A 13,451-nucleotide genomic window follows, 5' to 3' on the forward strand; every position below is an offset into this window, starting at 1 on the left:
TCGGGGAAACAGGAAAACGAGTCGGACGAATCGCAGCCGGGGAAACAGGAGTTTCCCAAGCAAGTGCGTTCCCAAACAGGAGTTTGGGAACGAGGGGCGACAACGGAATCTTGGCGTGGTTATTTCGCGGGAACGGCGACTTCGAGTTCCTTGAAGAGGAAGCTGTAAACGTCGGCGTCTTCGTCGATGGTGATGCTGAGGGCGGTGCCCATGCCGTGGCCGGCTCCGAAGTTGACTCGCAGTAAAATGGGGTTCGGCGAGGACGTGGCTTCTTGCAGGGCGGCGACCATCTTGAGGCTGTGCCAGGCGGCGACGCGGCCGTCGTTCAGGCCGGTGGTGAGGAGGACACTGGGGTATTTGGTTTTATCCACGACGTGATGATAGGGCGAGTAGGCGTGGAGGGCGTTGAATTGGGCGCGATCTTTGACGGTGCCAAACTCGGTGATGTTAAATTCTCCATTGGGCTCCAACTCGGTTCTCAGCGCGTCGTAGAAGCCGACGTAGGAGACGACGGCGCGGAAGAGTTCCGGGTGCTGGGTGAGGGCGCCGCCCATGAGCAAGCCGCCCGCGCTGCCGCCTTCGATGGCGAGTTTGTCGGGGCGCGTGTAGTGGTTTTCAACGAGGAAACGCGCGCAGGTGGCGAGGTCGTCGATGGTGGTTTGCTTGTGAGTCAGATTCGCGGCTTTGTGCCAGGCTTCGCCGTATTCGCCGCCGCCCCGGAGGTTGGCGACGATGTAAAGGCCGCCGCGTTCGAGCCAGAGTTTGCGCGAGAAATCGAAGTTGGGTTCCATGTTAATCCCGTAGGAGCCGTAGCCGTAGAGGATGGCGGGCGCGCTGCCGTCGGGCTTGAAGCCGGCGGGTTTGATGATATTCAGGGGAATGGAGGTGCCGTCGGGGGCTTTTGCGAAAGTGCGGGTGACGGTGATGCCGCTGAAATCGACGGGTGAGGTGGAAGCCAACGCGGTTTTGCGGGATTGGCCGGTGGCCGGGTCGTGGCTCCACCAGGCGGTGGGCGCGATGTAGGAGGAGAGGCGGTAGAGAAGCTGGCCATTGCGCAGGACGTGCATCTCGCGAACGGAGGTGACGTCGGGTGTGGCGATGATGTGTTCCGATTTCTCCGTGGAGCTGATGAAGCGGATGCGAGACGGGCCTCCGATCATGTCGCGCAGGTAGAGTCCATTGGAACTCGGTTCGAGGTCTTGAATAACGGCGTCGCTTTCGGGGACGAGCGGAGTGGTGGGCTGATCCAGGGCGCTGGCGGCGAGGGTGAGGACTTTTCCCTTGGGGGCGTCTTTGCGGGAAAGGAGGTAGAGGGTTTGGCCGTCGAGGCTGGGGCCGACGGTCTTAATGGCGTCGGGGAAATGAGTGATCTGCGTCCATTTTCCTTCGCGGAGGACGAAATGTTCGTAATCGCCGCCGTCGCCATTCGAGACGCTGGCAATGATGAGGCTGCCGTCGTGGCTGGTGGCGAGTTCGACTTCAGCAATGCGGGGGAAGTCTTTTCCAAGCGAGTAAGAGTCTTTTTTAGGGTCATCGCCGAGGGTGTGATGCCAGATTTGCTGGAAGAAATGTTCGTCGGCAGCGGGACGTTCGCCGGGCGCTGGATAACGCGTGTAGAAGAGGCTTTTGCCGTCGCCAGCCCAGGCCACGCTGCCGCCGCCGGTGGGGTATTGGACGCGCGGGATGGAGTCGGGGAGGGGTTTGCCGGTGGCCACGTCGAAGATGCGGAGCGTGCCGTCCTCGGAGCCGTGCTTCGAGAGGGAGACGGCGAGCAGTTTGCCGTCCGGCGAGGGCACCCACCAATCAATGGCAGTTGCGCCGGTGGAATCGAGGGATTGCGGGTCGAGAACGATCTTTTCCTCAGCCGGGGCGTCGGGCGAGGGGAGGAGAACGATGAGCGGCTGCTCCTTGGGCGGCGCGAATTTGTTGGCGAAGAGGCCAGCGGGAGTTTCATTCAAACCAGAGTAGCTCATGGTGAGCGCGGCATACCATTTGGTGAGGGTGTCTTTAATGGCGGCGCGCTCGGGGATGGCGTCGAGGAACTTCCGGGTGCGGTCGTTTTGCGCGGTGGCGAAGGTTTTGACGGCGGGATCGGTGGCGCTTTCCATCCACTGGTAGTTGTCGAGGACATCGACGCCGAAATACGAGTCGATGACGGGTTTTTTCTCCGCCTTCGGGAAGTCGAGCGCATCGGCGGCGAATGCATTGAAACTCGCCTGAAAAACGAGCGCAAGGATCAGGCTGCGGGCGAAGTGTGTCATCATGGGGAATGTTTTCGCACATTGCGCTTGCGAGGGCGAATCCTCCTTATTAAAACCTAAATCGAATGGCTACCGTCGAACTCGAATCACCAGACACACTCGCCCGGACCGCGCAACACTTGGAAAGCAGCGAAATCCTTGGCGAAAAACTGACCCTGAACATGGGTCCATCGCACCCGGCGACGCACGGCGTGCTGCGCATTTCACTGGAACTCGACGGGGAAGTGATCACCAAGGCGACGCCCGACGTGGGCTACCTGCATCGCGGCGACGAAAAAATCGCGGAGAACATGCAATACAACCAGTTCATCCCTTACACGGACCGGCTGGATTACCTCGCACCGCTGGCGAATAACGTCGCCTACGCCTGCGCCGTGGAGAAACTCATGGGCTGGGAATTGCCTCCGCGCGGCAAGGCGATCCGGGTGATTTGTTGCGAACTCGCCCGCATTTCGGCGCATTTGCTGGGCCTCGGCGCCTTTGCGATGGACGTGGGCGCGATGACGGTCTTCCTCTACACGTTCACGGAGCGCGAAAAAATTTATAACCTGCAAGAGGTGCTGACGGGGGCACGGTTTACGACGAGTTACACACGTATCGGGGGTCAGATTCGGGATGTCACCCCGGCGTTCATCGCGCAGATGGTGCAGTTTTTGGATGAATTTATCCCGAGCTTGAACGAGACCGACGCCTTGCTGACGCGCAACCGCATTTTCGTGGATCGCACAAAGGACGTGGGAATCATCACCAAGGAGCAGGCCATCGCCTTCGGACTTACAGGCCCGAATCTGCGTGGGTCGGGCGTCGATTACGACGTGCGCAAGGCCAATCCGTATCTCGATTACGAGCAATACAACTTCGATATTCCCGTGGGCTCGGTCGGCGATTGTTATGATCGCTACCTCGTTCGCCTCGAAGAAATGCGCCAGAGCGTGAAGATTCTGCGTCAGGTAGTCGCGAGACTGCCCGAGGGTCCGATCAACTACGTCGATCCAAAAAACATGGCCGCTCCCAAGGCGCAGGTGATGACGAAAATGGAGGAGCTGATTCACCATTTCATGATTCACACGGAGGGCATCGATGCGCCCGTGGGTGAGGTCTATTTCGGTGCGGAAAACCCGAAGGGTGAGTTGGGCTTTTATATCAACAGCAAGGGCGGCGGCGTGCCGCACCGGATGAAGATCCGCGCCCCGAGTTTCGTGAACCTAAGCATCCTGTCCACGATTCTGCCGGGCCACATGATGAGCGATGTCGTCGCGATTCTAGGCTCGCTCGATTTCGTGATGGGCGAGAGCGACCGCTGACGAGTCGCGATTGTTTCGGAGGCAATCATGAAACGAAAACTCCAGATCGCCCTTCTCAGTGTCAGTCTGCAGTCGGCGTCGGCTTTCAACATCGCGATCGATTACTCGAACGACTCGACAAATTTCTTCGACAACTTGACCGCCAGGGCGACGCTGGAAAAAGCGGCTGCCGATCTCAGCGCGGCGATCACTTCGTCGCTCGCACCCGTGACGACCGACGTTTACACCGGCACCAATGGCAGCACGACCTCCACATTCGATTGGGACCTGACTTACACCAACCCAACGACGGGAGCGGCGGTCACTTTGGACACGTTCACAGCGGCGGCAAACACCTTCACCATCTACGTCGGAGCCCGACCCATCTCGGGAACGGCCCTGGGCCAGGGTGGCATCGGCGCAGCGGGATTTTCGTTCGGTGGCTCGGGTTCCGGGTCGCAATGGACCGGCGCGGTGGCTGCTGCCGAGGCCGCCTCGAATGCCGGCATGGGACGCGGCTCCAATGTGACATTCAATTCAGCCAGCGACAGCGCGACTCTGGGATCCAGCACGGCGAATTACAATGTTAGAACCGGCCCGATGATTGGCAATATGTGGTTCGACAACGACAGCAACAACGATGGCTCCATCGACGACACCGTGATGCTGGGCAATTACTGGAACTTCGATTACGCGAACAATTCATTCGCTGGCAAAAACGATTTTTACTCGGTGGCGCTGCACGAGATCATTCATTCCATTGGCTTCAGCGGCTCCGAAAGCTGGGATGGTGAACATTCCGGCACGACCTGGCTGGGTTCCAGTGCGGTCGCACTGAATGGCGGCACCGGCTCGGGGTTGCTGGCTTCGGATGAAGCTCACATCGTTTCTGGTTACTCCAGCACCCGACTCGACACGGGCGCGGTGCAGGAGGCAGTGATGGACCCAAGTCTGACGCAGGGCACGCGCAAATATCTCACTCAGATGGACCTGGCCATGCTCCATGACATGGGCTACCAAGTCGTCCCGGAGGTAAACACCAGCGCGCTGCTGGCGGTGGGGCTCGGAGGTTTGCTTTGGTTCAGGCGCAAAGCCGTCGCCAGATAAGACTGCAACTCAGATTGACCAGTCGCCGCCGTCGAGACCGGGGCGCTTGTTTTTGTCGAGGATGTTGAGTTGTTTTTCCTCGAAATAAACCAGCGACCGCTTCGGGACGCCGTGCGTGAGAAAGACGTTTGCGCCGATGGTGCTGCCCGCGCCGATCACTGTGTCGCCGCCCATGATGGTGGTGCCGGCGTAAATCGTGACGTTGTCCTCGATGGTTGGGTGACGTTTCTTTCCGCGCAGTTGCTGGCCGCCGGCAAGGGAGCGCGCGATGAGGGAGACGCCCTGATAAAGTTTGACGTTGGTGCCGATCTCGGACGTTTCGCCGATGACCACGCCCGTACCGTGATCGATGAAAAAATTCGAGCCGATCCGAGCCCCAGGATGAATGTCGATCCCGGTGCGGGAATGCGCCCATTCGGTCATCATGCGCGGGATAATGGGGAGTTCCGCGAGATAAAAAAGGTGCGCCATGCGTTGCACGGCAATCGTCTCAACGAACGGATAGGAGAGGATGATTTCATCGTAACCCCGTGCCGCCGGATCGCCCTCGAAGGCAGCCGCAACGTCGGTTTTGAGGATTTGCCGGACGCGCGGCAGGGCGCTGAGAAACTCGGCCACCATTTTCTCGGAACGCGCGTCGGGGCAATTCGGATCCCCCAGGCGCAGGCTTTTGCAGATCTCGACTTTGAGCGCATTGGCGACCACTGCGACGCGCTCGTTCGTCACCCTTTCCACGTGCTCCCGGAGGAGCGGCGCATCGTCGTGGAACCCCGGGAAAATGAGGCTGAGCAAGTCCTCGCAAATCTTCGCGATGGCGACCTTCGACGGGAGGTTGGCGCCGTCGAGATGGTTGATGCCACCCGACTCGTGGTAGGAGGCAATGAGTTGCTGCGCGATGTCTTCCACGTTAGTAGGCACCGACCGACACCGCGGTGAGATAGGTCTGGCAGTCGATGCCGGTGCGCTGGCGATATTCGCGGGTGAAACGCGCAATGATCGCGTCGGCCTTCGTTGGATCGATCAGCGAAACCGTCGCGCCGCCAAAGCCGCCGCCGGTCAGCCGCGAGCCGTAAACGCCGTCCGTCGTTTGCGCTATTTCCACAAGCGCATCCAACTCGGCTGTGCTGTTTTCAAAGTTGGTCCGCGAACTCTCGTGCGACTCAAACATCAATTTCCCAAATGCCGCACCGTCGCCCGCGCGCAGGTCTTCGACGCCGGCGAAGACGCGCTCGTTTTCGCCCGTGATATGCAGCGCGCGGCGGCGGGTCAGCTCGGGCATGTCGGCTTGGCGCAGTTGCTCGCTGGTGACGTCGCGGAGTGCTTTCACACCCAAAATGCGGGCTGCCTCGAAGCATTGTTCGCGGCGTTCGTTGTATTCGCCGCCGGTGAGCTGGTGCTTCACGCCGGAGTTCGTGATCAACAACGCCAGTCCCGGTGGAAACGCTACCGTGCTCACGGTTTCGGCACGGCAATCGAGATAGATCGCGGCATTTTCTTCTCCGAAAACCGACGATGCCTGGTCGAGCAGGCCGCAATTCACGCCGACAAATTCGTTTTCCGCCCGTCGGCAGAGCTTCGCCCGCGCCATGGGCTCCAGCGAGTAGCCGGATAATTTTTCGATCAAAAGACAGGTCGCGACTTCCAATGCGGCCGAACTCGACAGGCCAGCCCCGGTCGGCAGCGTGCTGGAAATTGACGCCGAAAACCCGGGCACCTCGTAGCCGTCCTCGAGTAACATGCGAATCACTCCGAGCGGATAATTGGCCCATTGATTCGTCGTCAACGGCTCGGGCCAGCGGTAGTCGAGGTCGTGGCGCACCTGCGGCCCGTCGGATTGCAAAAGCAGGATGCTGTTTCCAGAGAGATCGCCTGTGACCGTCACTCCGCGGTCGATCGCCGCCGCGAGGACGACACCTTCATTGTAGTCGGTATGATTGCCGAGTAATTCGACCCGGCCGGGAGCATAGGCTTGCATGGGACGCTCTGTTTACATGATTCGATTCGTTGCGGCAAGAAGGCAATCGCAGCGGGCGGGTTTGGCGATTGACCTCGGCAATGCCGCGCGGTCATCCTGCGTTTCTTCCATGAATCCATCCACCTCCCGCACTTCCATTGGTCTCCTTGTCGCTCTCACGCTCGCCGCGTCCGGGTTTGCCGTTTATCAGCACGGCCAACTCGGAGACCAGGCCAGCCGGATTGCCGCCCTGCAAAAAACCATCGCCGCGCGCGACGTTTCCCTCGCCGACGCTCGGATCGCCGCCCAAAAAATCGAGGCGGAAAACAAAGCCCTCGATGAGGAATCGGCCACGCTCCGCAATAAACTGGCCAGCCAGATCGCACCCGAAGTCGCTCCTGTTTCTCCAGAATCGACTCCAACTCCCGCCGAGCCTGAGAAGAAAAATCCCTTCGGCAGCATGATGGAGAAAATGATGAAGAACCCCAAGATGCTCGACGCCATCGCGGCGCAGCAAATGGCCGTTCTCAAGCCGATGTATGCCGATCTCGTGAAGCAACTCAAGCTCACGCCCGAGGAAACGGCGCAGTTTTATGACTTGCTCGGGAAACAGACCTCCCAAGCGATGCAAGCCGGGATGAAGATGATGTCCGGCGACAAAAACGCCATCAAAGACCTCACCAATGCCTCGAAGGACGAAATGAAAACGCTCCTTGGCGACCGTTATTCCCAATACGAGACCTACCAGAAAACCATCCCCGACCGGGCGATGCTCAGTCAGATTTCTTCGCAAATGGCCGCGCGCCAGCTCCCGTTGCGCACGGATCAATCCAACGGGCTCCTGCAAATCATGCAGCAGGAAAAATTGAACACCGCCAAGTTCACCGCCGCCAACACCGATCCGCAGAAACCCGATTTCAGCGCCAAAGCCCTCGACGACACGATCAACGCCACCGAGGAACGCAACACACGCATCCTGGCCAAGGCCAAAACCCTTCTCACGCCTGAGCAATGGAACGCCTTTGCCGACCAGCAGAAGCAGACGCTGCAAATGCAAAAGATGGGCATGGAAATGGCCAAGGGAATGATGTCCGGCCCATCAAAATAATAGACACTTGCCACGCGGCGAGCCGCGTTTACTTTTCGCAGATAACAATCTAACTCCACTCTAAAAACTATGGCTTACGAACTACCACCACTCCCTTACTCCAACGACGCGCTCGAGCCCCACATCGACGCGAAAACGATGGAAATCCACCACGACAAGCATCACCAGGCTTACATCACCAACGCCAATAACGCGTTGAAGGATTACCCCGAACTCGCCGCACTGCCGGTCGAGGAATTGCTAGCCGACCTCTCGAAAGTCCCCGAGGCGATTCGCGGTCCGGTCCGCAACAACGCGGGTGGCCATGCGAACCACAGCCTGTTTTGGAAAATTCTCGGCCCTAACGCGGGCGGCGCTCCCACCGGCGAACTCGCCTCCGCGATCGACGCCAAGTTTGGCAGCTTCGACGCCTTCAAGGAAAAGATTCAGACCTCCGGCGCGACGCGTTTCGGCAGCGGCTGGGCCTGGCTCGTCGTCAAAGGCGGCGAACTCGACGTCATTTCCACGGCCAACCAGGACAGCCCGCTTATGGACGGCGCGACCCCGATCTTCGGAGTCGATGTCTGGGAGCACGCTTATTATTTGAATTACCAAAATCGCCGTCCCGATTACTTGAAGGCGATCTGGAACGTCATCAACTGGGCCGAAGTAGCTAAAAACTACGCCGCCGCCAAGTAGATAAGGCTGCAACTCGAATCAGAAAAAGCCGCTCCTCACCGGGGCGGCTTTTTTCATGCCGTCGCCTACAAAGCGGCGTTTTGGGCCTCCAGATCGTCTCTTCCGGCACTGATTTTCAGCGGATAGCGGGCTTCAACACGGTAGGTCGTGCCGCTGGGGGCGCGCTGGCTGGAGTAGAGGACGAAATCGCGCACGGGCCACATGCCGAAGTCGTCGTTGGCGTGCTGGCGCACAAACGGCTGCAACGTTTCCGCCGAGACGCCCTCCATTCGGGCCAGGGTGATATGCGGCTGGTAGGCGCGCAGATCGGCTTGGAACCCGAGGTTCACCACTGCGTCCTGGAGGTGTTTGTAGAGCGCGAAAAGATGCGGGTGTCCATTGCCGACGCCGACCCAGAGCACATTCGGACGGCGTCCGCCCAAGAGGCCCATGTCGCGCACGGGGAGAAAAAACGAGCCGACCTGGATGCGGCTCACCGCCTCGTCGAGCTCGCCCTCGCGGTCGGGCGTCACATCGCCGAGAAAGCTCAAAGTCAGATGAATCTGCTCCTCGCGCACCCATCGGACGTTGCGGATTTTCGGGTCGAGTTCGGTGAGTTGCGAGCGGAGCGGGCGGGGGACTTCGAGTCCAAAGAAGAGCCGTTTCGTGCGGCGGCGAAATTCTCCCAGCGGCTTCTGCGGAGTGCGCAGCGGTGGAAGTGGCGAGCGAAACGGCTTCTGCGGGGTGCGTGATTCCATGGTTTTTTGGGAACAGTCTTCTAACTAGCAATATTACGCGCCATTTCTCAGAATGATCGTCTCTGCCACCACGTTCAGGCGTCTGCCTGATGCTCGAAGAATGGGAAAAGGCGGAGTTGCATACGACTCACTCGCGGGTTGCAAAAAAACAGCTGCCGCCGAACACTGCCTGCGATGCTGCGCATTGCGATCTTCATGCTCATTCGCGACCGGGCGAAATACGCCATGCTGGTCTGCGGGCTCACCTTTTGCGCGCTGCTTATGTCGCAGCAATCGTCGGTTTTTTGCGGGCTGATGATGTGGTGCACGGCGACGATCCGCAACATCGGCGCGCCCGTCTGGGTGATGGATCGGGCGGTGGAGCAGGTGAACGAGGTGACGGCGATGCGCGAGATCGAGGTGAACCGTGTCCGGAGCGTTCCCGGAGTGGACTGGGCGGTGCGACTCTATTGGGGGCTGACCCAGACGCGATTGGAGGACGGATCGTTTCAGCAAATCCAACTCACCGGACTCGACACGGCGACACTGGTGGGACGTCCGGCGGTGATGAAAGAGGGCCGAATCGAGGATCTCAGACTACCCAATGCAGTGATCGTGGACCAGGTAGCGAGGGAAAAGTTTGCCAAGAAAGGACTCAAACTCCACTTGGGCACGACGTTTGAGATCAACGACAAGGAGGCACGCGTCGTCGGCATCTGCGAGACGGCGCGGAGTTTTTTCGGTCAGCCGTATGTTTACACGACCTACGATCGCGCGCTGGAATACGTGCCGTTTGTGCGGAAGCGGCTGAGTTTCATCCTGGTGCAACCGCAGGCGGGAATCTCGCCTGCCGAGTGCGCCAGCCGCATCTCAAAACTACCCGGACTGCGCGCGGTCGAGGCGGAGCAATTCAAGTGGGACACGATCTGGTGGTATATCAAAAACACGGGAATCCCGATCTCGTTTGGCACGGTCGTCCTGCTCGGGATCATCGTCGGCGTGGCCATTTCGGGGCAGACGTTTTACCTCTTCATCCACGAGAATCTGCGCTATCTCGCCGCGCTCAAGGCGATGGGCGTAACGATGCCGACGCTGGCGAAAATGGTCTTTCTCCAAGCCTTCGTCGTCGGAGCGGTCGGCTACGGCATGGGCGTAGGACTCGCCGCGCTCTTCGGAAATCTGGTCATTAAAAAGGGACAGCCGCCGTTCTTCATGCCGTGGCAGATTCTGGCCTTCACCGGCGGCGTGATCATTTTCATCTGCTGCCTGTCAGCGCTGTTTGGGTTGCGGAAAATTGCCAGACTGGAGCCAGCGGTGGTCTTCAAATGACGGCGTGGAATGGAAACTTCCCCGGGAGCGCACGCGTCTCGCGTGTTCCCTTTTGCGTCTCGCGAAAGGGTCGGCCTAGCCATCGGACGGGACGTCCGCTGGAACACGCGAGACGCGTGCGCTCCCGAAAATTAGCATCCGAGTTCCATTTGAATGGGGAGGGATTCCGATGAAACACGCCGCTGTCGAAGTTGAAAACGTCGTCAAAACCTTCAGCACCGGCGACCAAAACGTCTTCGCCCTGCGACAGGTGAATTTTGCCGCGCAGTTTGGCGAATTGCTCATGATGGTCGGCCCGTCCGGCTGCGGCAAAACGACCTTGCTTAGCGTCATCTGCGGCACGCTGGAGATTGATGAGGGTCGCATCTGCACGCTGGGCCACCCGCTCGTTGACATGAAACCGGGCGAGTTGACGAAGTTTCGCGGACAGAATATCGGCTTCATTTTTCAGCAATTTAATCTGATCCCGACGCTCACGATTGTTGAAAACGCCTCCGTGCCGCTCCTCATCAACGGCCATTCGCGCAAGGAAGCCGAGGAGCGCGCGGCGCATACCATTTCCGAACTCGGGCTCGGCGACCGGTTGCATTCGTATCCAAGTCAACTCTCGGGCGGACAGCAGCAGCGCGTGGCGATTGCCCGAGCACTGGTGCATGAGCCGAGGCTGATTATTTGCGACGAACCCACCGCCTCGCTCGACGCCAGGAGCGGCCACAAAGTGATGGAACTCCTCCAGAAAACGGCCATTCGCCCCGACCGCGCCGTGATTGTGGTGACGCATGACAGCCGCATTTTTGAGTTCGCCGACCGCATCGCCGAGATGGAAGATGGCGTGGTGAAAGGCATCCACGCGCAGAAAAAAACCTGATCTGAGTTCCAATTCTATGTTCCGCAAACCCACGTTTTACCTGGCTGTCATCGGAGTGGTGATGGCCTTTCTGCTGGTCTCGAAACTGCGCCGACCCGATCCGAAGGTCGCGCCGCTGGCCCAGCCGACGTCCGCGCCCTTTGCCAATTCGCTGGGAGCGAGCGGACTCGTCGAGTCGGTCAATGAAAACGTCCGCGTCGCGCCAACCAGTGCGGGCTTGGTTTCCGAAGTCAACGTGACGGTCGGCGACATGGCAAAAAAGGGCGACGTCCTGTTTTCTCTCGACGCCCGCGATGCCAAAGCGGCCATCGTCAGCCAGCAGGCGCAGGTCGGCGTGTTGCGGAGTTCCATCGCCTTGGCCGAGGTCGCGCTGGCGGATAAAAACGACACGTTGCGACGAATCGAGAAGTTGTCGAAGAGTCAGGTCTCCAGCGAGGACGAGCGGACGCGGGCCGATTTTGCCGCGCGCCAGGCGTCGGCCAATCTCGGAAAAGCCCGCGCCGAACTGGAGCAAGCCGAAGCGGATCTCAGTCGGGCGAAAGTGACTCTGGAGCGGCTGACCACCCTCGCACCGCGCGATGGCCGCGTCCTCCAGGTGAACATTCGCGCCGGAGAACAAGCCGTGCTCAACTCCGACACGCCCGCGATGCTCCTGGGCGACGTGGATCAATTTCAACTCCGCGCCGACGTGGACGAAGACTACGCCTCGCACGTCGTCCCCGGCAGCGAGGCCGTGGCGTTTCTGAAAGGTTCGCGCGAGAAAAAAGTCGTGCTCCATTTCGTCCGCATCGAGCCGTATGTCGTGCCCAAGCAATCGCTCACCGGCCTCAGCAGCGAGCGCGTCGATACCCGCGTCCTGCAAATCATCTACCGCTTCGAGCGCCCCGATTTCCCCGTCTATGTCGGCCAGCAGATGGATGTCTTCCTCAACGGCGACGTAGCGAAAAAGATGTAACTCGGCTCGGGGCGCGAGCGCGGCACGAAGATTGCATTCGTGGCGCACTGCTGGTATTAACAGCCACCACCATGCCCACCTACGAGTATCACTGCGAGAAATGCGGTAAAAATTTCGACGCTTATCAATCGATGAAGGACGATTCCTTTAAGACTTGCCCGAAGGAAAAATGCCAGATGGAAGAGTGGGGCGAGGGCACGGTGAAACGCCAGATCGGCACGGGCGCGGGGCTGATTTTCAAAGGCTCGGGCTTCTACATCACCGACTACCGGAGTGAAAATTACAAGGCGGGTGCCAAGAGCGATAAGAGCGACGGCGGCAAAAGTGGTTCCTCGCCCGCGCCTGCCGCAAGCGAAAGCAAACCCGCTCCGAAAGCGGAAACTCCGAAGCCCGCCACCCCCAAACCAGCAGCCGACTAATAGACACCGATGAGCACTCTCAAATGTCAGGAATGCGGTCACGAAAACGAAACCCAGCGCGTTTATTGTCATAGCTGCGGCGCGCGCCTGGATCGCTCGACCCTCGTTGAGGAAGCGAAAAAGCCGCAGAAAGTGGTCAAACCCCAACGCGTAGCCGGGGCAAACGCTGGCACGTTGAAGGTCGTCAAAACCTTCATCAAGACCGTCCTTTTTGCCTTCATCGCAGCGTGCCTCATTCAAGCTGCGCGGCCACCTGCCGACGCTCCATCCGACCAGAAGGAGATGGGTGCCGAGATCATCGACGCCCCGTCGCTCTCCGTGGAAATGGAAGAGGCCACCGAGACTCCGCGCCGCCTCGGTTACAGCGAGGGCCAGCTCAATGCATATCTAAAGAACCGGATCAAGGCCCCGAAAAATCCCCAGATTCCGGCTTGGGCGATCACCTACGATGCGTCGTTTGTTCATCTCCAGACAGGCGCGTTTCGGATCACGAAAAAATACCTCCTCTTCACCCTGCCGGTCTATATCGGCGGCACCTACGTTCCCACAGTCGGCGCGAGTGGACTGGAACTCCAGCCTCTCGCCGGCCACATTGGCAGCCTGTCTCTGCCGGGTCTGCTCTACGACCAGCTCGATCAATTTCTCTTCGCCGATTACATTAAAAACATGAAGCAGGAAGCCAGTGCCGCCAGCAAAATGAAATCCATCGAGGTGACTCCGAAAATGGTCGTCATGACTCCCGGCACGGCCAAGCGTTAAATCGCAACTGCAGT

Annotated in this window: 13 protein-coding genes; 9 read left to right on the forward strand and 4 right to left on the reverse strand. The window is 59.4% G+C overall.

Annotated features, from left to right (window positions below):
* Positions 1-119: 119 nt before the first annotated feature.
* Complete coding sequence (locus ABIT76_12395; GenBank protein MEO7933946.1) at positions 120-2,264, reverse strand: prolyl oligopeptidase family serine peptidase; 2,145 nt, start codon at positions 2,262-2,264, stop codon at positions 120-122.
* 62 nt (positions 2,265-2,326) lie between these two features.
* Here ABIT76_12395 and nuoD point away from each other — a divergent pair, with 62 nt between their 5' ends.
* Together nuoD and ABIT76_12405 are read left to right on the forward strand one after the other, a co-directional pair.
* Positions 2,327-3,565, forward strand: a complete 1,239-nt coding sequence (nuoD, locus tag ABIT76_12400; protein MEO7933947.1) for an NADH dehydrogenase (quinone) subunit D — start codon at positions 2,327-2,329, stop codon at positions 3,563-3,565.
* A 27-nt stretch (positions 3,566-3,592) separates the two neighbouring features.
* Positions 3,593-4,651, forward strand: a complete 1,059-nt coding sequence (locus tag ABIT76_12405; GenBank protein ID MEO7933948.1) for a hypothetical protein — start codon at positions 3,593-3,595, stop codon at positions 4,649-4,651.
* Positions 4,652-4,660: 9 nt separating this feature from the next.
* On the opposite strand, the gene epsC is transcribed toward ABIT76_12405, so the two are convergent.
* Both epsC and galK read right to left on the reverse strand, forming a co-directional pair.
* Positions 4,661-5,557, reverse strand: a complete 897-nt coding sequence (gene epsC / locus ABIT76_12410; protein ID MEO7933949.1) for a serine O-acetyltransferase EpsC — start codon at positions 5,555-5,557, stop codon at positions 4,661-4,663.
* 1 nt (position 5,558) lies between these two features.
* Entirely contained in the window at positions 5,559-6,626 is a 1,068-nt protein-coding gene (gene galK, locus ABIT76_12415) for a galactokinase (GenBank protein ID MEO7933950.1), read from the reverse strand.
* Positions 6,627-6,735: 109 nt separating this feature from the next.
* Here galK and ABIT76_12420 point away from each other — a divergent pair, with 109 nt between their 5' ends.
* Both ABIT76_12420 and ABIT76_12425 read left to right on the forward strand, forming a co-directional pair.
* A complete protein-coding gene (locus ABIT76_12420) occupies positions 6,736-7,713 on the forward strand; it encodes a hypothetical protein (protein ID MEO7933951.1) in 978 nt (325 codons plus the stop codon).
* A 69-nt stretch (positions 7,714-7,782) separates the two neighbouring features.
* Entirely contained in the window at positions 7,783-8,391 is a 609-nt protein-coding gene (locus tag ABIT76_12425) for a superoxide dismutase (protein MEO7933952.1), read from the forward strand.
* Between the two features lie 65 nt (positions 8,392-8,456).
* Here ABIT76_12425 and thpR read toward each other — a convergent pair whose 3' ends face one another.
* Positions 8,457-9,128, reverse strand: coding sequence for an RNA 2',3'-cyclic phosphodiesterase (gene thpR, locus ABIT76_12430; protein ID MEO7933953.1), 672 nt, complete (start codon positions 9,126-9,128; stop codon positions 8,457-8,459).
* A 174-nt stretch (positions 9,129-9,302) separates the two neighbouring features.
* Here thpR and ABIT76_12435 point away from each other — a divergent pair, with 174 nt between their 5' ends.
* The 5 genes from ABIT76_12435 to ABIT76_12455 all read left to right on the forward strand — a co-directional run bounded on the left by ABIT76_12435 (position 9,303) and on the right by ABIT76_12455 (position 13,437).
* Positions 9,303-10,436 carry an ABC transporter permease gene (locus ABIT76_12435; GenBank protein MEO7933954.1) on the forward strand — a complete coding sequence of 378 codons (1,134 nt, stop codon included), beginning with the start codon at positions 9,303-9,305 and terminating at the stop codon, positions 10,434-10,436.
* Between the two features lie 169 nt (positions 10,437-10,605).
* Complete coding sequence (locus tag ABIT76_12440) at positions 10,606-11,304, forward strand: ABC transporter ATP-binding protein (GenBank protein MEO7933955.1); 699 nt, start codon at positions 10,606-10,608, stop codon at positions 11,302-11,304.
* Between the two features lie 16 nt (positions 11,305-11,320).
* Positions 11,321-12,259 (forward strand): biotin/lipoyl-binding protein, encoded by a 939-nt coding sequence (locus ABIT76_12445; GenBank protein MEO7933956.1) that lies wholly within the window; start codon positions 11,321-11,323, stop codon positions 12,257-12,259.
* A gap of 71 nt (positions 12,260-12,330) precedes the next feature.
* Complete coding sequence (locus tag ABIT76_12450; GenBank protein ID MEO7933957.1) at positions 12,331-12,678, forward strand: FmdB family zinc ribbon protein; 348 nt, start codon at positions 12,331-12,333, stop codon at positions 12,676-12,678.
* A 9-nt stretch (positions 12,679-12,687) separates the two neighbouring features.
* Complete coding sequence (locus ABIT76_12455; protein MEO7933958.1) at positions 12,688-13,437, forward strand: zinc ribbon domain-containing protein; 750 nt, start codon at positions 12,688-12,690, stop codon at positions 13,435-13,437.
* The last annotated feature ends 14 nt before the right edge of the window (positions 13,438-13,451 follow it).

Source organism: Chthoniobacterales bacterium (assembly GCA_039930045.1).
Taxonomy (GTDB): domain Bacteria; phylum Verrucomicrobiota; class Verrucomicrobiia; order Chthoniobacterales; family DASVRZ01; genus DASVRZ01.